Source organism: Bradyrhizobium sediminis, from assembly GCF_018736105.1.
In the GTDB taxonomy this organism is placed as follows: Bacteria; Pseudomonadota; Alphaproteobacteria; order Rhizobiales; family Xanthobacteraceae; genus Bradyrhizobium.
The window spans coordinates 4064750-4082378 of the sequence record NZ_CP076135.1; the positions used below are offsets into that span (position 1 = coordinate 4064750).

A 17629-nucleotide genomic window follows, 5' to 3' on the forward strand; every position below is an offset into this window, starting at 1 on the left:
GGCTGTTCGTCCGTGCCCGCATGGGTGCCGCTCATCCCGAAAAGCGGCTTCGGTACTCCGAGGGCGATATGCCGAGGTGCCGAATGAATGCCCGCCGCATTCGTTCGTCGTCGCCGAACCCGGCCCGCCGCGCCACCTCGATCACGCCGCGGATTTCGCTGCTCTCCAGCAACAGCCGCGCGGTCTCCACGCGCAGCGCCTCGACGCCGCTTGCCGGCGTCATTCCGGTCCTGCTGACATAGGCGCGCGCGAAGGTTCGGGGGGTCATGCCAGCCTTCTTGGCGAGCGTTTCCACCTTGAGGTCGCCGGCAATATTTTCAATGATCCATGCGTGCAGTGCGCTGAACCGCCCCTCGACGTCGGAGGCTTGGGCCGCGAGCACCGTCGAAAACTGGCTTTGGCCGCCAGGGCGCTTGAGAAACACCACCAGCCTGCGCGCGACGTCGAGCGCGGTGGTATGGCCGAAATCCTCCTCGATCATGGCGAGCGCAAGGTCGATGCCGGCGCTGACGCCGGCCGATGTCCAGACCCGCCCGTCCTTGACGAAGATCGCATTCGGCTCGACGCGGACTTTTGGAAAACCGTCCGCCAGCCTCGGACAGTAGCGCCAATGCGTCGCGGCGCGCTTGCCATCCAGCGCGCCGATCCAGGCCAGCACGAACGCTCCGAGACAAACGGATGCCACCCGCCGGGCTTTGGGCAGCACCTCCATAATCCACTTCATCAGAACCGCGTCCTGCCGCAGCGCCCAGATGCCCGGGCCGCCGGGGATCACGAGGGTATCGACCTGGTTCGGTCGAATGCTGGCGAGCGGGGCGGTGTCGACCATCATCCCGACGTCGGTCGGCACCAATCCGCCCGAGGTCGAGAGGTACGACAGCGAGTAGCCCGCGCCGGGCAGGTCGATCGCCTGCAATTCCGCGAATACCTGCGCGGGACCCGAGATGTCGAGCAGGGTCACGCCGGGAAAGGCGACGATCGCCACGCGCCTTGCCGGGGCCTTTTCGCGCGGCTCCGGCCGCCGGAATTTGGCAGATTTCGAGGGCATATTGTCCTTTAAGCCATTCAGGGCTCGCCTGTATAGCTCGCTAGGATAGCGGGGTGCCGGACATGTCACGAGAGCTGCGCCGCCAATACGGAACGATCGAATCGCCTTGGCCCGACTACGCGGTCTATAGTTTTCCTGATGCCTCGCGGGTCAGCCCGAACGAACAGCGGGCACTGATGGACGCGATGAACAATATCATCGCCGTCAACTGGCAAGCGACGGAGCCGCATTGGACGGCAGAATCCTCCCCGTTCGACAGGAAATTCAGCCTCGTCCTGGTCTATGACGCTACCGGACTGATAGCCTTTTCGGTCTACCGCAAGCTGCGGATCGCGGGCCGGCTGGCTATCTACCGCAGTGGCACCGAGGTACTTCCGGCCCATCAAGGCCGCGGCCTCTACGGATTTTTCACGACGGAGGTCCTGAAGTCATCGGGCGCCGCCGACAGCGGCGATGCCGGCATCCTCTATGGATGGCGCACCCGCAATCCCATCGTGTGGGCCGCAAATGCCAAGATCTGCGAGAAGGTTACGCCCTCGCTGCTCGCTGACACCCAGGACGCAGTACTCCAGGCGGCCTGCGTCGAAATGTGCGAATTGCTCTATCCCGGCAAGCGCCTCGAAGTACCCGGCATGATCATGCGCGGCGCCTACGGCCATATCAGGCATCACCGGCAGGTCTATCGCGGCGCAGCGTCGCTGGTCGACGCTGCGATGCAGCGCACCATCCCGGACTCGGCAGACGCCCTGTTCTCGGTCGGTCTCGTGAGGGGCTGATGGCGCTCACTGAACAACACACCGCGTTTAGCCCCGCCGTCCGCCCGACGGATCGCACCTATCTGGCCTGGGCAGCGGTGGCCACCGCCTACGCGATCGCCTTCCTGCAGCGGGTGTCGCCGCAATCGATCAGTTTGAATTTCATGGCCGATTTCAGCACCGATGCCGCCGGTGTAGCGATGCTCGCCTCGAGTTACTTCTGGGGCTACACCCTGATGCAGATTCCGGCGGGGGTTCTGGTCGACCGTTTCGGCGTCAAGCGCGTGGTGCTGTTCAGCATGACGGCGTCTTCACTCGGCAGCGCGGCGTTTGCGTTGGCGCCAAACCTGCTCGACGTCTTCCTGGCAAGATTGGTCATTGCCTGCGGCGATGCGCTGGTCTTCACCGCGCTTCTGAAGCTTGTTGCGCTTAGTTTCAAGGACGAACGGTTCGGCGTGATGTCGGGCATCTCGCAGGTGTCGGGCTATGTCGGCGGCGTATTGGCGACCACACCGCTCGCCGCTGCGGTGACCGGTTTTGGCTGGCGAGCGTGCTTTGTTTTTATCGCCTGCGTCGGCGTGGCGAACCTCGCCTTTGCCTCCGTGGCGCTCAAGCCGGATCCGGCGTCGCACAGCACCAGGACCTTGAAGAGCGTTCTTGCCGCCAGCCGGCAGTCCCTTTCGCAATTGGCGAACTGGGGATGCGCCATGACCTTTGCGTCCCACTTTGCCGTGGTGACGACGCTGTCGGGCGTCTGGGGAATTCCGATGGTGGCGCATTTCTTCAACATCTCACCGTCCGCCGCGAGCACACCCCTGCTCGCCTTCATGATCGGCAACGCGATCGGTTCGATCTTTCTTGGCCACATGGCGGACCGCGCGGCGGCCGCGCTTGACATGGCCCTGGTCCGCATCTGCCTGCTGCGGATGGTCCTGATCGCGATGCTGCTGCCCCCGGTCGCCCACGCGCTGGGCTTTCTCTACGTCACCGTCGTGTTCTCGGCCCTCGGACTGGTCGCCGGCGGGACCGTACCGCTGGTCCTGAAATGCACGAAGAAGATTTACACGGCCGATCTGATCGGCGTCGGCGCATCGGTCAACACCACGGCTGCGGGAATTTTCGCAGGCGCTTCGCAGCCCGTTATCGGATTCGCCATGGTTGGCGTTAGCCAGCTTGCCGGGACCGATCTTGGGCACGGCACGGGCTCGGTCGGCGATGCCGGCTACGGCGCGCTCATTGGAATTCTGCTGCTCATGTCGCTGCCAGGCATTGCCGGCCCGCTGCTGATGAGGAGCAAATTGATAGTTCGTTAGCCGCATTAATGGGAGGGGATGGAATGTCGCGACTGTATTTGAGAAAGGGCGAAGTCGCCTCGAGCTACGCGGTGAGCACATGGCAAAGCGTGATGTTCTCCGAATTCGAAGCGCAGATGAGCAGCGAGGCGAGACCCTTCCCCTGTGTGTTCGGAGTCGCCGGCTACCGGCAGGACCAGTTGCGCTACCTGTTCCTCGATCCATTCGATGTCGAGGTCCTCGGGGCGCAGCTCGCGCGGTTTGTCGCCGAATCCCGTTCGCACGGGCCGAACACGTCGCTGATCGTGTTTACCCGGCCGCGCCCGGTGCAGACGCTAGAGGCCTATTACCGGAAGATGTGGCACACGCTCGATCAACTGGCGCGGCTGGACAGGAGTCCGTGGCCGGACATGATCCCCGAACAGATCGATCATCCGATGTGGGAGTTCTCGTTCGCGGGTGAGCCGATCTTCGTGGTATGCAGCACGCCTGCGCATGTGATGCGGCAAAGCCGCCGCTCCAGCGCATTCATGATGACGTTTCAACCGCGCTGGGTGTTTGAAAAGATCCTCGGAACGGAGAAGGCCGCCGCCGCCGCATTCGCCGAAGTACGCAAGCGGCTTATCCCCTACGACAGCACCAGCCCCTCGCCGCTGCTTGGACGCTACGGCGACGCCGACGGACGCGAACACAAGCAATACTTCCTGGCAGACGACAATCAAACCGAGGTGGGATGTCCGTTTGCCAAACTCGCGCAGAACAAGGCCTCTCCAGCCAAAGACAGGGAGCAAGCAGCATGACCCGGATCATCGCCGGCACGAAGACAGAATTCTCGATCGACCCCGCCATCCTGGCGTTGCTTCCGGCGCAGGGCTGCGTCGAATTGCAGCGCGATGCCCCGGGCAAGGTGCATCATTTCCACACCCACCCTGTGGATGAGATCCTCGTCATCATCAAAGGCGCGCTGAAATTTGAGTGGGAGGGCGGCGAGCGCATCTGCCGTCCTGGCGACACCATCCTGCTGCCCGCCGGCACGCTGCACCAATCCGAGGCGCTGGATGAAGCGATCTACGCGATCGCAACGCGCCCACCCGCCGTCAATCCGACCGGCAGCTGAGGCAGCGGTACGTTATTGGGAGAACGAGGGTAATCAGGACAATGTGGGATCGCTGTCGGCCGAGTCGGCCGCGAGACGTTCGACCAGTTCGATGATTTCAAAACGCTGGCCGGGCGCAAGTTTAAGGAAGGCCTTCAATAGCCGCAGGCTTTCGACGGTTTCGCTCGATGGAGCTCCGAGCCTCTTCTGCAGCTCTGCAACAAATGTGGGATTTTTCATCTCGCACCTTAGATGAGGAACAGGAATGACATATCCAGATAAACGCGAAGGCCTGGCCCGAAAGGTCGATACAGCAGCGCAGGAGGCCGAGCGCCTCGGCCTGACGACAGCTACATTGATACTCCGGATGGCGCGCCTCGAAATTGACCGGGCGGAACCCGACGAAGTTGAAATTATGCCAAGGAACAACCCGCGCGGCAAGCCAAACTGAGGGCCTAAAACCGCCACCAACCGCCAAACCGTGCCAGATTCGGGTCCGGCGCGACGCATTGGGCGGGCTTGGCTATATCCAAAATCGCCAACTCGAGGCCGCCTTGGTGGCGACCTCTTTCCGCTTCGCTTCCAGCGAGCGGCGCAGGTCACGGCGGCATATTCGCCCGCGCCCCCGCCTGACCCGCAGGCTAGTATGGGTAATAGCGGTAGTAACGAGGGCCGTAATAATACGGTCCATAGCCGTAGTAGCCAGGTCCGTAATAACCGGGTCCGTAACCGTAATAGCCGGGTCCATAGTAATAGTAGTCGTCGCGCCGTTGTTGCGCGGCAATCGCGCCGATGGTTCCAATCATCATGCCCATCATAGCGAGCCCGGCGGCGTTGCCGCCGCGGTAGTAGCGGCGACGGCGAGCGCTGAAGTCCGTGGCATCGCTGGACTGCGCGGTCGACGCAACGTCGGTTGATGCGGCCTTGACCGAGCCGGCGGCAGCCGTCAGCGGCTCTGACATCGTGAGTGCCAGCGCGGCGATTGTCGCCACGGCGGCGCCGCGGCCAATCCAGGAAGTTGACGCTTTTCGCTTCGACATCTCAATCCCCTCATCGTGAATGAGTTGAGAAGGTAGAATAGGTATCCTCTCTCGCGTAATGCTTGATGCAGCTCAAGGTTTTCCCGCCATCCTCGCAGGTCCTGAAAGCCGCCTTCCGGCGCCGCCGAGGCATGACATTGATGACCGAGCGTCCGGCCTCATGTTCCGTCTGGCGTCGGCATTCTCAACGCCTCGGCCGATATCGGATACCTCGCATCCGGTCCGGCGCGGCGTCAGCTCACTCCGACCGTTGCAACCATCCCGAAAGCTCCCGCCTCGGCAAGTGCCGCGATCCGCGCGGCGTCATAGCCGAGCGTCTTGCGCAGGACGTCCATCGTGTGCTCGCCGAGCAAGGGCGCGGCTACGGGGTCGGCGACCGGCGTCAGGCTGAGACGGATCGGCTGCTCGATATTGGGGACCGTGCCGGCGGCCGGGTGCGGGATCTGGCTGACGCGATGGCGCTCGCGCACTTCCGGCGAGTTGAAGGCTTCCTCGACGGTACGAAGATAACCGACCGGAATGTTGGCCGCCTTCATCCTCGTCACCCAGTTTTCGCGAAGGTCCTGCACAAAAATGCCGGTGAGGATCGCGCGCAGTCTGTCCTTGTTGGCGGTTCGTAGACGCCGGTCGGCGAATTCTCCGCTGGCGAGATCGGGCCGGCCCAGCACGTCGATGACGAGGCGCCGGTACAGCCGGTCATTGGCGCAGGCAATATAAAACGGCGCGTCGGCGGCTTCGTAGAGGCCGACCGATGGAGAGCCATTTGGCGAGTTGCCCTGGCGGCTGAAATTCTCACCGGTCATCAAATGGGCCATGCCGTAAAATCCCGTCATCCCCAACGCCACATCGAACAGCGCCACCTCGACATGCTGGCCGCGGCCGAGCCGGTCGCGGGCGAACAACGCCAGCAGGATGGCATTGCAGGCCGACATGCCCGTCACCATGTCGATCGCAGGCGGCCCGGTCCGCACCGGCGGTCCGTCCGGAAAGCCGTTGAGCGACATGAACCCGCTTTCAGCCTGCGTGATCGGGTCGAAGCCGGGACGCGATGCAAACGGCCCCTGGCGGCCGTAAGCCGAGATCGAGCAATAGACCAGCCGGGGATTGGATGGCGCGACCGACGGGTAATCCAGGCCATACTTCTTCATCACGCCGGCGGAGAAGTTTTCCACCACCACATCGGCCCGCGCGATCAATTCGCGCGCGACCTCGCAAGCCGCCGGATTGGTGAAATCGAGAACGATGCCGCGCTTGTTGCGATTCAAGCTGACATAGGCGGCACTTTCGCCGGCGAGATCGGCGTGTTCATAGCTCCGCGTATCGTCGCCGCCATCCGGGTTCTCGATCTTGATGACCTCGGCGCCGAAATCGGCAAGCGTCTGCGTGCAGGCGGGACCAGCGACGACACGGGTGAAATCGACGACCAGCAGTCCATCGAGAGCGGTCGGTTCGTTCCTGGCGCGCGGTGTGCGCTGCGGCAAATGCGGTCTTGCAGTCACGGGCAGATTTTCCTTTTCTTCTTATATCGCGATTGGCAGCCACCCGCGGGTTAGCGCCGGGGTACGAGTTTAATGTCGATTTTCGGGAAAGCCCAGAGTGCGCGACTACCCGGCACCCCCGCTATCTCAACATATCTGGCAATCAGGCGCGGCAGAAAAAGGGACACGCTGGGCCAGATGATGAGCGCCGCCAGCACGAGCAGCATCGGTATCAGCATGATGACCGTATCCTTGAGCGCATAGCGCAGCCGCACTCCAGCTATGGCGCAGGCGATCATGAGGCACAGGCAGGCCGTAGGGCGGCGTCACCAGCCCGAACGCCAGCGAGACGATCGAGATGATTGCAAACTGCACCGGGTGAAGATCGACCGACCTCGCCAGCGGTTCAAGCACGGTGCCGACGATCACGATCGCCGGAATGGCGTCGAGGAAGCAGCCGACGACCAGGAAGCAGAACGATATGAAGAAGCCTGCAGCAATCGGTCCCATGCCCCAGGTCGAGACGTTGGCCAGCAGCGCCTCAGGGATCTTGTAGTAGGCCAGCAACCAGCCGAACGCGCTCGCGGTGCCGATACAGAACAATGCGACGCCAGCCAGGCGCCCCCATCCCTTGTCGTCGGGATTTTGGGTGTTCGCGACTGATGGCAGTCGCCGTGCAGCGTGGCTGCAATACCAAGCGTATGCAAAAGAGGGCCTCCATGGAAGCCAATTTTGGGATGCGGCGGCCAGAAGGGAAATTTCACGCACCGATCCGAAGCCGTCAGCGCTTGAACGAGGCTGCCGGCAACGACAGCGCAGTTGCCGGCCTACATGTTGGGGCGCCGGCTTCGTGTGCGGCGCACACTACCGTTTCTCCGTCGCGAATCCGTACATCAACGCCAGCCGATCGAGACATTCCTTGAACCTGCGCGCGAAATAGTCGATCCAGCGCTGGCCGCGCAAGCCTCGCCGCTGTCCGATCTGCTCCATGGTCATTCCCTGAACGAGGACATCATGCACCAGTGCCGAGCCGTCGGCGCCGAGTTCGCGCTCGGCGCGGTTCAGCCGCAGCGCGGCCTTGCGCTGGCCTTCGGTAATCGGCTCCCGCATCTCGCCGCCATCGACATATTCCCTGGTGGGGTCGACGGCCCGCGGTCCGCGTTCGGCTTTTTCCCAATCCGCCTGAAAAGCGCGCCCACCCTGGTACTGCGCTTCATCGATGTGGCGGTGCGAGTGCAACCGCCCCAAGGGATCGTTGCGGATCGAACGCAGGGTGACAATCTTATCCCCCGGCTCCAGGCCAAGGGGATCGTCGACTTCAATCGCAGCCACTTCCGCATTGCGCGGCAAGTCACGGGATCGCCGGTCATGCGCCTTCGCCGGACTATGCGGTTTCTTGCGTCTCGCTCGTGCCACTTCTTGCTTCTCCGTATGATGATGAAATCCGACTCGCCGGCGCGTCAATCGCCGGGCCGGCAAGACCGGAGGGTCTTCCGCAGTCACTTCCAGCTAATGTGCCGCAAGATTCAGCCAGCCGCGTCCCACCCGCAGGGGTCGGCTCACCCTGCCCGAACCGCTTTACAGAGCTGAGCTGTCACTTCGGTGCGCAACAACGTCACCAACTCCTTGCGCCGGATCGAACGCACCGATTGCTGCCGGATCAGTGCGCAAAGATGCGCGATGCGATGGCGACGCGGCAGCCGCGTCATCCTCATGGCCATGGCCGGTCCGCTTTTCATGCTGCCTCCACGAGCCGCAGGGAGACCGGGACGGCGGCTCGCTCCGAGGCCGTACCGGGGCCGTGGGTCAGGTGAAAATGTCCGGTGCAATAGCTCGATCCCTCGCGCTGCGGATGGCCGCAGAAGGTGATGGGTTCGCTCTCCTCGTCGCCGCCGTAAGGATACCGGCAATCGCCGGCTTCAAGGTCTATCAGCGACAGATGCCGCGGCAGGATCTGGACGCAACGGAGATTGATCCTTTCCGCGCGCTCGGAAACCGGCAGGAGCCGTTTCGATTCGGCGGCTTGGCGCTCACGAAGTTTGTGAAGCCGCGGCGCACCGAGCTGCTGCGGCCACCTGTTCGGCTCGGCACGCCGGTCAGGGCCCGCGAGCCCCATTCGTTTGGCGCGGCCGATGGTGGCATTGCGGGAATAGGCGGTGTCGAACTTCGCATTGATCGCACGGGCGATGTCGGCAAAGGACATGCCCTTCGCAAGGTATTCGCGCAGCGCGTCGGAATGCGCGGGTGCCCAGTCTGTCTGCAATAGCGTTTCTCCCTTGCCCTTCCAATCGTGATGACGGCAGCCAGGACGAACCGTCCGTCGCGGGCAACCGGCCATCAATTTCTGATATTCCGAACTTAAAGTCAAGCTTGATTTCTGATAATCGGAATTGCTATTATTTCTGAAATTCGGAAAAGATACCGCCATGCTGGATATCAAGCTGATCGAGCGGGGGCTGCAGAAACCGGGCAAGACCAAGGGAGGTCTGGCCGCGGCAATGGGCGTTCGCCCTGGGGCCGTCTCGGAAATCCTGTCGGGGCTGCGCCTGATCAAGGCGTCTGAAATTGCCGATATCATCGACTATCTCGAACTGAATTCGGTGCCGATCATGGGCCGCGTCGGCGCAGGCGCTACGATCGAGCCGGAATACGAGCAGGTGCCGCCGGAAGGCCTCGGCGAGGTCGAATTGCCCTTCCCGATAGCGGAGGAAACCATCGCCTTCGAGGTGGCCGGCGATTCCATGCTGCCGAAATACGAAAATGGCGACATTATCGTGGTCTACAAGGAACAGCGCCACCCCTTCTCGAGCTTCTACGGCGAAGAAGCCGCGGTCAGGTTGAAGACCGGCGAGCGCTACCTGAAAACCATCGAGCGGGGAAAATCCGCTGCGCTTTTTAACCTCACGAGCTTCAACGCCAAGCCGATCAACGGGGTCAAGCTCGAATGGATCGGAGAGATCTGCGTCACCCTGCCGAGGGGCCAGATCGAGCGCCTGCGGGCCAAAGCCGCCGCCCGGGCGCGCAAGGCGGCAAAATCCCATGCCGGGCGTGTCCACGAAAAATAGAGAGTTCACTCCGCACGATTCTCGCCCGCAGTGGAGGCGCGCCTGGGTCAAGAGGCCAAATTTCTGTTTTTCAGAATTATTAACTTGACTAATTTCTGATTTTACGAAATACTGCCCTTGACGTTCCGCCGGGCGGCTAATGAGAGGGCCATGCAGTATTTCGTCGTAATGATCGATTACGGGCGGCGCGGGCGCGAGGCCATCGTCGACCCCGAGATTACGCGGCGCGAAGTCATCTCGCGGGTGGCGTCTGGCGAGTACAAGAACATCAGCTTCGTTCACGAGATCGCCGATTCCTCGGTCGACGACATCACGGCGGAAATTCTGGCCGAGGCAGCCGTCCCCGAAATTCAGGCGGCTGATGCCGATCTGCAGGCAGGCCGTTTCGATCACGCGCGCGATCTCAGGAAGCATGAGCCGCTATGATCGGCACGGGGTCCGGGTCGAGATCGCAGAGCCAAATCCGCAGGCATCCGTTGCAGATTTTGGATGTTACCACAAAGCCACACTCGCCAGGATTGTGCAGTTGTTCTTTGTACGTTCACAAGAGTTGATGATGAGCATCCGGCCTGCGCGGTAAGTTAGCTCGGGGTTGAAATTACCGTGCTTCCGCTGTGAAGGAGAGCCGACATGCCAGCCTACATCCAGCATCACGAAATTGAGACCGCGCCAATGATCTGCCCCGGCTGTGTTGGAGTACTGCCGATGTACGTCAGAGACGTTGAGCCCCACTGGAGCATGGCAAGGATCGACTTCATCTATGAGTGCTCCGACTGCGGCGCCGAAGTCAGGCAAACCGTGACGAAGCCGTTCCGGCGCCACTAGGGGATTGACGTCGCCCCATGAAACACCTCGGCGCGCATCGAAGGGCGCGCGCGCCCCGCGTAAAAGCGAGCCGCGCCCGTCATGCGCACCGCAGCCGTCGCTTCACACGCTACTGAACTCCGGAACGTCTGCGCGCTAATGGGCGGCTGGCAGTGAATGGGTGACATCGAGGTTGCATTCCCGGAAGTGGAGGGCAATTTCGTCGAGCGCGCACCGTTCCCATTCTTCTGCCTTCGCCAGCCAGAAGATCTTGCGCTCGGAATCCAGTAACGCACGCTCCCGACACAGAAATTCCTGGTTGCGAATTTCGATGAGCCTCTTCATGAACTCCACTCCGGGGTGTGAAGCCGATCCATTCTGTAATGCTAACAGAGCGGGGATCGATAGTCTTTCCGTTTTCCCGCCTTACGTTTTCCTGCAAATGAGACAGGTTTGTTGTCTAATCTTGTCCGGCCCTTTCCCGTAGGGTCTTGGCAAAATGAGGACCGCTCCAATGTACGAACCTGCCGGCGTCACGACGTCGCCCGAATTCTCCATTCCTGCTCGGATGAGAGCCTGGGTCCTGGGCGACCCGGACGAGCTTTCCCTGCGCGACAAGCCCACGCCGGTTCCCGGGCGCGCGGAGGTTCTGGTCCGGATCGACGCCGTCGCGATCTGCGCAACCGACCTTGAAATCATCCATGGCGGGTCGCCCGCGAGCATTCTGGGCGGCCTGCCCTTCAACAAGAACTTCACCCCCGGCCATGAGTATATGGGCACGGTCGCCGCCCTCGGACCCGATGTTGACGAGTTCGCCATCGGCGAACGAGTTAGCGTGGAAATCCATGCCGGCTGTGGTCAATGCAAGCGCTGCCGCCAGGGCATGTACACTTCGTGCCTCAACTATGGAAAGCCCGACAAGGGTCACCGCGCCAACGGCTTCACGACCGATGGCGGTTTTGCCGAATACGCGGTCAATCACATCAATACGCTGGCGCGGGTGCCCGATACCATGAGCGACGCCGAAGCCACGCTCGTCGTCACCGCCGGCACCTCGATGTACGGCCTCACCGAACTTGGCGGGCTGGTCGCCGGTGAAAGCGTCGTGGTGATCGGCCCCGGCCCCATCGGGTTGCTCGCTGTGGCCGTTGCAAAGGCGCTGGGCGCAAGCCCGGTCATCCTGACGGGAACCCGCAACAAGCGCCTGGAGATCGGCAGGGAGTTAGGCGCGGATCGCGTCGTCAACATCGCGGACGAGAATGCCGTCGATGTCGTCAAGCAACTCACCGGAGGGATCGGCGCGGACTATGTGATCGAATGCGCCGGCACCGAGGCCACGGTCAATCAAGCCATTCACATGGCTAACCGCGGTGGCAAGATCTGCCTGGCGGCATTTCCGCACGATCCGGTGAAGACCGACCTGCCGCATCTGGTGAAGAACAATATCTACGTCTACGGCATTCGCGGCGAGGGCCGTAGCGCCACGCGCCGGGCGATGGCCCTGATGGCGGAGAAACGCTTCGACGCGACGAAAATTCATACCCATACGTTTGCGCTCGCCGATCTCCCTACCGCCCTCCGATACGCGCGCGATCGGGTCGAGGACGCCATCAAGGTGGTGGTCACGACGCGGGCGGCGAGCATGTTGAAGGGCGTGGCGGCAGAGTGAGGCAATTATCAAGCGGAAAGTTGCAACTTCGCTCGTGGTCTTGAGAATACCGGATCAGCTCACTTCAATAGTGAGGGTCGTACATTTGCGACTGGATGAACGCCATCAGATCATTCGGCGCCGGTGTAGTCGCAAGACCGCGCCGGTAAGCGACCTCGGCAACCGCCACGGCGATGTGTGCCGAGACTTCGCGGATCCGCGGCAGCGCCGGATAAAGACTGCCCTGCTGGATATCGGCGTCGTTGACGAGATAGGCCAGCGTGTGCGCGGCGGCCATGAACATCTCGTCGGTCACCAGTCTTGATCCGCTCGCGATCGCGCCGAGACCGACGCCGGGGAAGATGTAGGAATTATTGCCCTGGCGCGGTACGAACCTCCTGCCGTCGAGATTCACCGGATCGTAGGGGCTGCCGCATGCGAACAGCGCGCGGCCGCCGGTATGGCGATAAGCTTCCTCGGCGGAGCATTCCGCCTTCGAGGTCGGATTGGAGAGCGCGAACACAATCGGTCGATCGTTGATCCGCGCCATGGCCTTCAGCACCTCGGGCGTGAAGGCGCCGCCGGCCGCCGCAACGCCGATGATGGCTGTGGGCTTGAGCGTTTCGATCGCGGTCAGAAAGTCGCCGATTGGCGCATGATCGTGCGCGTAGCGAAGTTTGTGGTCGGTGACGCCGGCCCTGTTCTTCACAACAAGGCCGCGCGAGTCCACGAGCCATGTGCGCCTGAGCGCCTCGGCTTCCGATACGCCCTCCGCCATCATGGCCGATACTACGAGGTCGGCGATGCCGGTCGCAGCCTCGCCGGCCCCGAGGAAAAGCACCTTCTGGTCGGCAAGTTTTCCGCCGTTCACACGCAACGCGGAGAACAGGCCGGCAAGCGCCACCGCGGCCGTTCCCTGGATGTCGTCGTTGAAGACATTTATCTTGTCGCGATACTTGTGCAGCAGCCGGAACGCCGAGTGATTGGCGAAATCCTCGAACTGGATCAGCACGCCAGGGAACGTCCCGCGCGCGGCGGTGATGAACTCGTCAACCAGTTCGTCGTACGCCGGGCCGCTCAGGCGCTTCTGGCGCAGGCCGATATAATAGGGATCGTTCAGGAACTCTTCGTTGTTGGTGCCGACGTCCAGCATCACCGGCAGGCAGTATTCGGGGCGGATGCCGGCGCAGGCCGAATAAAGCGAGAGTTTGCCGACTGGAATGCCCATGCCATGGGCGCCGAGATCGCCGAGGCCGAGGATACGCTCTCCGTCCGTGACGACGATAAGCTTCGCCGGATAGGGCCAGTTGGCCAGCAGTTCCGCGATACGCCCGCGGTCGTTGGCGCCAATGAACATGCCGCGCGGCCGCTGGAAGATGAGACCGAACCGCTGGCAGGCCAACCCCACCGTCGGGGTATAGATAAGCGGCTGGATCTGATCAATGTTATCGCACACGACGCGGAAGAACAACGCCTCGTTGCGGTCGTGCAGCGAGTTGAGTGCGATGTATTTTTCCAGATCGGTGGGCAGGCTGCGCAGATTGGTCAGCACACGCTCGACCTGATCCTTCATCGAGAGCACGTGTGCGGGCAGGAAGCCGCGCAATCCCAGCGCATCGCGCTCCGCTTCCGTGAACGCGGTGCCCTTGTTAAGCAGCGGATCGCGCAGCAGCGCCAAGCCGTGCGGCGAATCGGAAGGCGCTGAACTGCGCTTCGCTCGGACTGGCACACTCATCATATTCCCCCAAGGGCCGCTTGATTTATTAATTGTAGCATCTGCCCGATTGAAGCAGAAAGCGTTGATAAAAATCAAGACCGGAAGGGTGCATTCCGGCTCCAGCGCCCGTCGTTCTGTCCGATGCGTTGCAATGCGACGAAGATGGAACTGCTCCTGCGCAACGATGAGCTCAATCCCGGCGAAGCCGGCACAGACGCTGGAACTCGTCGCTTCGTCGTCGGCAATCTTTCCGCCGCGGCTCCTGGCGGGCAATCATGCGACGCCGCCGAGATAGAGCCGCTTGACGATGTCGTTGCCTCGCAATTCGTCCACCGAATCGGCCGCGACAACGATCTCGCCATGGACGATGATGTAACCGCGATCGGCGATCCGGATCGCCTGATTGAAGTTTTGCTCCGCCATGAGCACCGTCAGGCCGAGATGCTGATTGAGCTCGCCGATCTTGGCGATGGTCTGCGAGACCAGGAGCGGCGACAGGCCTACCGAAGGCTCATCGATCAACAACAGGCGCGGCGACGACATCAGCGCCCGCGCTATGGCCAGCATCTGCTGCTGACCGCCTGACATGGTGCCGGCGAGCTGGCCCTGCCGCCCCTTGAGCGCCGGAAATGTCTCGAAGGCGAGCGCAAGGTTGCGATCGATGTTTTGCCGGGCGGCCTTGCGGAAGGCGCCGAGCATCAGGTTTTCCAGCACGGTCAGCTTGGGAAACAGCCGCCGCCCCTCGGGAACCAGCGCCACGCCGAGATCGACGATGGCCTCGGTCGACAGCCTGGCCAGATCGTGCGTCGTTCCGTCAATCGTCAACGACACGCTTCCTCGCTCCGGCCGAACCAGGCCTGCGACGCACTTCATCAGCGTGCTCTTGCCGTTGCCGTTGGTGCCGAGCAAGGCGACGGTCTCGCCGGTCTCGACATGGAGACTGACGCCGCGCAGCGCCTTCACGGCGCCGTAACCCGCATCGAGGTCCTTGATGGCAAGGCTAAGTGCCAAGGTAGGCCTCCTGCACGCGCTGGTTGGCCATGACTTCGGTCGGCGTGCCGATCGCGATGATCCGGCCGGCGTCGAGACACATCACGCGGTCTGAAAACCGCATCACTGCCTGCATGATGTGCTCGATCATGATGATGGTGATGTCCTGGCCCGCAAGGCTCATCAGGAGATCGAGCACCTCGTCGACTTCGGAACTGGAAAGGCCGGCCATGGCTTCGTCGGAAATCAGGAGTTTGGGGTGCGTCGCCATCGCCCGGGCGAGCTCCATCTTGCGCAATTCCACCTGGCTCAGCTTCGTTGCCGACACGTTCGCCTTCGACGCGAGACCCATCCGCGTCAGAATCGACATCATGGCGTCGCGCCGTTGCGCCGCCGAGACGATCTCGCCGGTGACCGCCGCGAAGTCGAGCGCGACCATGAGATTTTCGGCAACCGTCATGCTTTTGAACGGCCGCGGGATCTGGAAGCTGCGCGCAATACCGCGGCGCGTGCGCATATGCGGCTGCAACCGCGTAATGTCCTCGTCACGGAACACCACGGTGCCGGGCTCGGTACGGAAAGCGCCGGAAATACAGTTGATCAGCGTCGTCTTTCCCGAGCCGTTCGGGCCGATCAGGCCGAAGCGCTCTCCGGGACGAATGTCGACGCTGACGTTATCGAGCGCGGTGAAGCCGCCGAAACGCTTGGTCAGCGCGGATATCCGCAGCAGGGGTGCCTGGGTTTCGGGGGGCATCATCCTTCGCCCTCGTTGCGGTTGCGGCGAACCTTTCGGATCAGGCCAATGATGCCCTCAGGCGCCGCCACCACGAACAGCACCAGCATCACGCCGAGCACCAGCACGTTCACTTCCGACGAGATGGTGACGGTCAGCAATTGTTGCGTCGTGCCCAGCAGGATCGCGCCGACGACCGGGCCCGCCCAATGGGCGGTGCCGCCGATCAGCGACATCGCAAGCACCGAGACGGAGTAGTTGAGATTGAATGCGGACGTGGGGTCCGCGTATTGCAGGTACATCGCGGCGGGGGCGCCGGCCGCGCACATCAGCGCCCCGGAGATGACACATGCCAGCAGCTTCAGCCGCAGGGTCGGCACGCCGGTGCATTCCGCGGCGAGTTCATCGTCCTTGAGCGCCTGCAAGCCGCGGCCCATCCATGAATTGTGAATGTAGCGCGAGCTCGCAACCGCGAGCACCACGAGAAGCGCCTGGACGAAAAACAGCATCTCTACATAGTTGTCGAACGGCGCCGTCACCGCCGGCCGCTGCATCTGGATGCCGGCCGCGCCGCCCACATATCGCCAGTTCGTGATCGACGTTTCGATGACGATCGTCAGCGCAATGGTTGCGATCGAGAAGAAGATGCCCTTCATGCGCAAGGTCAGGAGGCCCAGGGCGAAGCCCATCAGGGCGCCGATGACCGCCGCGGCGGCAATCTGCACGGCGAGCGGCGCGCCGACCGACTTGAACAGGAATACCGCGGTGTAGACGCCCATGCCGAAAAACGCACTGGTGCCGAAATTTACGTAGCCGGCATAGCCGCCGAGGATGCTCCATGCGACGGCGAGGACGATGAACTGCAGGATCACGTAGCCGGCAAAGAAGGGATATTGGTTGCCGATGATCTGCGTCATCAGCAGGGCGGCGGCGAGAAACAGGGTCGCTCCGATCCAGAAGAAGATACCGTTACGCTTCATGACAGCCTGCCGAACAGGCCTTGCGGCCGGACGGCGAGAACGCCGAGCAGCATCGCGAAGGAAATGGCCGGCGCCCAGGAGGCGCCGAACAGGGTCAGGACGATCGTTTCGGCGACGCCGAGGATGATAGCGGCGACCAGCGTGCCGCTCATGCTGCCGAGCCCGGCCATGACCACGACGCAGAATGTCCGCCCGATATAGGTGCGGTCGAGCGTCGGCTCGACGGGCGCAACGATAATGAGCAAGGCGCCGGCGATCCCGAGTACGGCCGTTGCGATGCCGAACGCCCATTGCTTGATCCAGATCGGGTTGGCGCCCATCAGCCGCAGCGCCTCCTGGTCCTGCGCGACCGCGCGGATCGCGCGTCCCATGTACGTTCGCGACAGGTACAGCGTCAGCAGGATCGTCAGCGCCGCGGCGACCCCGAACGCGACCACCAGCCGGAACGGAATCCGCATATCGCCGATCCGCCAGGCCTTGCCGACATAGGTCGCGGTGACCGAGCGCTGATCGACACCGAATTGCAGAATGATCAGCACTTCGATGATGAAGGCGATGCCGAAGAAGAACGCGATGCCGCGCACGCCGGCGTCGCTGCCGCGTCTTTCGAATGTTTCGTAGTACAGGCGATAGGCGACGAGACCGAACAGAAAGAAGATCGGCGTGATCAACAGCCCTGCCAGCAGCGGATCGACTCCGTAATGCTCGTTGAGGAAGAACACCGCGTAGGACGCCAGCACCAGGAAGGCCGGATGCGCGACGTGGGGAACGTCGAGCAGGCCGAACGAGACGGATAATCCAAGACTGACCGCGGCATAGAAACAGCCGAGCAGCACCCCGATCACCACCGCGTCGAGCAGCAGTTCAAATGAAAACACGTAAGGTCCCCCTTGACCCGCCGTTAAGCCGCCGCTGCCCCGGTTTGCGCACGCCGTCTATCCCATCCCAGTTGTCTAAGACGCAGGTGCGCTGCCCCCTGGCAG

At 62.5% G+C, this 17629-nt stretch carries 23 protein-coding genes; 9 read left to right on the forward strand and 14 right to left on the reverse strand.

The window, feature by feature from the left end; genetic code table 11:
- Nucleotides 1–31: 31 nt before the first annotated feature.
- Nucleotides 32–1048, reverse strand: coding sequence for a GlxA family transcriptional regulator (locus tag KMZ68_RS19540; RefSeq protein ID WP_215612808.1), 1017 nt, complete (start codon nucleotides 1046–1048; stop codon nucleotides 32–34).
- A 62-nt stretch (nucleotides 1049–1110) separates the two neighbouring features.
- Between KMZ68_RS19540 and KMZ68_RS19545 the strand changes: the two genes are divergently transcribed.
- The 4 genes from KMZ68_RS19545 (at nucleotide 1111) to KMZ68_RS19560 (ending at nucleotide 4212) form a co-directional block, all read left to right on the forward strand.
- Nucleotides 1111–1824 (forward strand): hypothetical protein, encoded by a 714-nt coding sequence (locus KMZ68_RS19545; RefSeq protein WP_215612809.1) that lies wholly within the window; start codon nucleotides 1111–1113, stop codon nucleotides 1822–1824.
- Nucleotides 1824–3116, forward strand: coding sequence for an MFS transporter (locus KMZ68_RS19550; RefSeq protein ID WP_215612810.1), 1293 nt, complete (start codon nucleotides 1824–1826; stop codon nucleotides 3114–3116). The genes KMZ68_RS19545 and KMZ68_RS19550 overlap by 1 nt, the downstream gene beginning before the upstream one ends.
- A gap of 92 nt (nucleotides 3117–3208) precedes the next feature.
- Nucleotides 3209–3895, forward strand: coding sequence for a YqcI/YcgG family protein (locus KMZ68_RS19555; protein WP_249779413.1), 687 nt, complete (start codon nucleotides 3209–3211; stop codon nucleotides 3893–3895).
- Nucleotides 3892–4212 carry a cupin domain-containing protein gene (locus KMZ68_RS19560; RefSeq protein WP_215612812.1) on the forward strand — a complete coding sequence of 107 codons (321 nt, stop codon included), beginning with the start codon at nucleotides 3892–3894 and terminating at the stop codon, nucleotides 4210–4212. The genes KMZ68_RS19555 and KMZ68_RS19560 overlap by 4 nt, the downstream gene beginning before the upstream one ends.
- A 33-nt stretch (nucleotides 4213–4245) precedes the next feature.
- Here the strand turns inward: KMZ68_RS19560 and KMZ68_RS19565 are convergent, their stop codons facing one another.
- Nucleotides 4246–4431, reverse strand: coding sequence for a hypothetical protein (locus tag KMZ68_RS19565; protein ID WP_215612813.1), 186 nt, complete (start codon nucleotides 4429–4431; stop codon nucleotides 4246–4248).
- 25 nt (nucleotides 4432–4456) lie between these two features.
- On the opposite strand from KMZ68_RS19565, the gene KMZ68_RS19570 reads away from it, so the two are divergent.
- Nucleotides 4457–4642, forward strand: coding sequence for a hypothetical protein (locus tag KMZ68_RS19570; RefSeq protein ID WP_215612814.1), 186 nt, complete (start codon nucleotides 4457–4459; stop codon nucleotides 4640–4642).
- Nucleotides 4643–4832: 190 nt separating this feature from the next.
- Here KMZ68_RS19570 and KMZ68_RS19575 read toward each other — a convergent pair whose 3' ends face one another.
- From KMZ68_RS19575 to KMZ68_RS19600, 6 genes are all read right to left on the reverse strand, one after another.
- Nucleotides 4833–5231 carry a hypothetical protein gene (locus KMZ68_RS19575; RefSeq protein WP_215612815.1) on the reverse strand — a complete coding sequence of 133 codons (399 nt, stop codon included), beginning with the start codon at nucleotides 5229–5231 and terminating at the stop codon, nucleotides 4833–4835.
- Between the two features lie 233 nt (nucleotides 5232–5464).
- Nucleotides 5465–6730 (reverse strand): CaiB/BaiF CoA transferase family protein, encoded by a 1266-nt coding sequence (locus KMZ68_RS19580; RefSeq protein ID WP_215612816.1) that lies wholly within the window; start codon nucleotides 6728–6730, stop codon nucleotides 5465–5467.
- A 126-nt stretch (nucleotides 6731–6856) separates the two neighbouring features.
- The gene (locus tag KMZ68_RS19585) at nucleotides 6857–7477 is read right to left on the reverse strand and encodes a TRAP transporter large permease subunit (protein WP_249779414.1); all 621 of its coding nucleotides are present in this window, start codon (nucleotides 7475–7477) and stop codon (nucleotides 6857–6859) included.
- Between the two features lie 96 nt (nucleotides 7478–7573).
- Nucleotides 7574–8125: a DUF6456 domain-containing protein gene (locus tag KMZ68_RS19590; protein ID WP_215612817.1), complete on the reverse strand. Its 552-nt coding sequence runs from the start codon at nucleotides 8123–8125 to the stop codon at nucleotides 7574–7576.
- A gap of 143 nt (nucleotides 8126–8268) precedes the next feature.
- Nucleotides 8269–8448, reverse strand: a complete 180-nt coding sequence (locus KMZ68_RS19595; RefSeq protein ID WP_215612818.1) for a hypothetical protein — start codon at nucleotides 8446–8448, stop codon at nucleotides 8269–8271.
- Entirely contained in the window at nucleotides 8445–8912 is a 468-nt protein-coding gene (locus tag KMZ68_RS19600) for a GcrA family cell cycle regulator (RefSeq protein WP_249779415.1), read from the reverse strand. The genes KMZ68_RS19595 and KMZ68_RS19600 overlap by 4 nt, the downstream gene beginning before the upstream one ends.
- Nucleotides 8913–9135: 223 nt before the next feature.
- On the opposite strand from KMZ68_RS19600, the gene KMZ68_RS19605 reads away from it, so the two are divergent.
- The 3 genes from KMZ68_RS19605 to KMZ68_RS19615 all read left to right on the forward strand — a co-directional run bounded on the left by KMZ68_RS19605 (nucleotide 9136) and on the right by KMZ68_RS19615 (nucleotide 10599).
- Complete coding sequence (locus tag KMZ68_RS19605) at nucleotides 9136–9774, forward strand: LexA family transcriptional regulator (protein WP_215612820.1); 639 nt, start codon at nucleotides 9136–9138, stop codon at nucleotides 9772–9774.
- Nucleotides 9775–9924: 150 nt separating this feature from the next.
- Entirely contained in the window at nucleotides 9925–10200 is a 276-nt protein-coding gene (locus tag KMZ68_RS19610; RefSeq protein WP_215612821.1) for a hypothetical protein, read from the forward strand.
- A 204-nt stretch (nucleotides 10201–10404) separates the two neighbouring features.
- On the forward strand, nucleotides 10405–10599 hold the full coding sequence (locus KMZ68_RS19615; protein ID WP_215612822.1) for a hypothetical protein: 195 nt from the start codon (nucleotides 10405–10407) through the stop codon (nucleotides 10597–10599).
- Between the two features lie 135 nt (nucleotides 10600–10734).
- On the opposite strand, the gene KMZ68_RS19620 is transcribed toward KMZ68_RS19615, so the two are convergent.
- The gene (locus KMZ68_RS19620; RefSeq protein ID WP_215612823.1) at nucleotides 10735–10923 is read right to left on the reverse strand and encodes a hypothetical protein; all 189 of its coding nucleotides are present in this window, start codon (nucleotides 10921–10923) and stop codon (nucleotides 10735–10737) included.
- A gap of 169 nt (nucleotides 10924–11092) precedes the next feature.
- On the opposite strand from KMZ68_RS19620, the gene KMZ68_RS19625 reads away from it, so the two are divergent.
- A complete protein-coding gene (locus KMZ68_RS19625; RefSeq protein ID WP_215612824.1) occupies nucleotides 11093–12247 on the forward strand; it encodes a zinc-dependent alcohol dehydrogenase in 1155 nt (384 codons plus the stop codon).
- A gap of 64 nt (nucleotides 12248–12311) precedes the next feature.
- On the opposite strand, the gene KMZ68_RS19630 is transcribed toward KMZ68_RS19625, so the two are convergent.
- The 5 genes from KMZ68_RS19630 to KMZ68_RS19650 all read right to left on the reverse strand — a co-directional run bounded on the left by KMZ68_RS19630 (nucleotide 12312) and on the right by KMZ68_RS19650 (nucleotide 17524).
- A complete protein-coding gene (locus KMZ68_RS19630; protein WP_215616403.1) occupies nucleotides 12312–13904 on the reverse strand; it encodes an NAD-dependent malic enzyme in 1593 nt (530 codons plus the stop codon).
- A gap of 312 nt (nucleotides 13905–14216) precedes the next feature.
- Entirely contained in the window at nucleotides 14217–14954 is a 738-nt protein-coding gene (locus KMZ68_RS19635) for an ABC transporter ATP-binding protein (RefSeq protein WP_215612825.1), read from the reverse strand.
- The gene (locus tag KMZ68_RS19640; RefSeq protein ID WP_249779416.1) at nucleotides 14944–15687 is read right to left on the reverse strand and encodes an ABC transporter ATP-binding protein; all 744 of its coding nucleotides are present in this window, start codon (nucleotides 15685–15687) and stop codon (nucleotides 14944–14946) included. Before KMZ68_RS19640 ends, KMZ68_RS19635 begins: the two co-directional genes overlap by 11 nt.
- Entirely contained in the window at nucleotides 15687–16646 is a 960-nt protein-coding gene (locus tag KMZ68_RS19645) for a branched-chain amino acid ABC transporter permease (RefSeq protein ID WP_215612827.1), read from the reverse strand. Before KMZ68_RS19645 ends, KMZ68_RS19640 begins: the two co-directional genes overlap by 1 nt.
- Nucleotides 16643–17524, reverse strand: a complete 882-nt coding sequence (locus KMZ68_RS19650; RefSeq protein WP_215612828.1) for a branched-chain amino acid ABC transporter permease — start codon at nucleotides 17522–17524, stop codon at nucleotides 16643–16645. Before KMZ68_RS19650 ends, KMZ68_RS19645 begins: the two co-directional genes overlap by 4 nt.
- Between the last annotated feature and the right edge of the window lie 105 nt (nucleotides 17525–17629).

Bases quoted from the DNA above. Each gene is read 5' to 3' on its own strand.
- KMZ68_RS19625 (WP_215612824.1), top strand. From the start codon at position 11,093: ATGTACGAACCTGCCGGCGTCACGACGTCGCCCGAATTCTCCATTCCT.
- KMZ68_RS19570 (WP_215612814.1), top strand. From the start codon at position 4,457: ATGACATATCCAGATAAACGCGAAGGCCTGGCCCGAAAGGTCGATACA.
- KMZ68_RS19600 (WP_249779415.1), bottom strand. From the start codon at position 8,912: ATGTCCTTTGCCGACATCGCCCGTGCGATCAATGCGAAGTTCGACACC.
- KMZ68_RS19545 (WP_215612809.1), top strand. From the start codon at position 1,111: ATGTCACGAGAGCTGCGCCGCCAATACGGAACGATCGAATCGCCTTGG.
- KMZ68_RS19540 (WP_215612808.1), bottom strand. From the start codon at position 1,048: ATGCCCTCGAAATCTGCCAAATTCCGGCGGCCGGAGCCGCGCGAAAAG.
- KMZ68_RS19645 (WP_215612827.1), bottom strand. From the start codon at position 16,646: ATGAAGCGTAACGGTATCTTCTTCTGGATCGGAGCGACCCTGTTTCTC.
- KMZ68_RS19605 (WP_215612820.1), top strand. From the start codon at position 9,136: ATGCTGGATATCAAGCTGATCGAGCGGGGGCTGCAGAAACCGGGCAAG.
- KMZ68_RS19565 (WP_215612813.1), bottom strand. From the start codon at position 4,431: ATGAAAAATCCCACATTTGTTGCAGAGCTGCAGAAGAGGCTCGGAGCT.
- KMZ68_RS19560 (WP_215612812.1), top strand. From the start codon at position 3,892: ATGACCCGGATCATCGCCGGCACGAAGACAGAATTCTCGATCGACCCC.
- KMZ68_RS19640 (WP_249779416.1), bottom strand. From the start codon at position 15,687: ATGCCCCCCGAAACCCAGGCACCCCTGCTGCGGATATCCGCGCTGACC.
- KMZ68_RS19555 (WP_249779413.1), top strand. From the start codon at position 3,209: ATGTTCTCCGAATTCGAAGCGCAGATGAGCAGCGAGGCGAGACCCTTC.
- KMZ68_RS19575 (WP_215612815.1), bottom strand. From the start codon at position 5,231: ATGTCGAAGCGAAAAGCGTCAACTTCCTGGATTGGCCGCGGCGCCGCC.
- KMZ68_RS19595 (WP_215612818.1), bottom strand. From the start codon at position 8,448: ATGAAAAGCGGACCGGCCATGGCCATGAGGATGACGCGGCTGCCGCGT.
- KMZ68_RS19550 (WP_215612810.1), top strand. From the start codon at position 1,824: ATGGCGCTCACTGAACAACACACCGCGTTTAGCCCCGCCGTCCGCCCG.
- KMZ68_RS19615 (WP_215612822.1), top strand. From the start codon at position 10,405: ATGCCAGCCTACATCCAGCATCACGAAATTGAGACCGCGCCAATGATC.
- KMZ68_RS19610 (WP_215612821.1), top strand. From the start codon at position 9,925: ATGCAGTATTTCGTCGTAATGATCGATTACGGGCGGCGCGGGCGCGAG.
- KMZ68_RS19620 (WP_215612823.1), bottom strand. From the start codon at position 10,923: ATGAAGAGGCTCATCGAAATTCGCAACCAGGAATTTCTGTGTCGGGAG.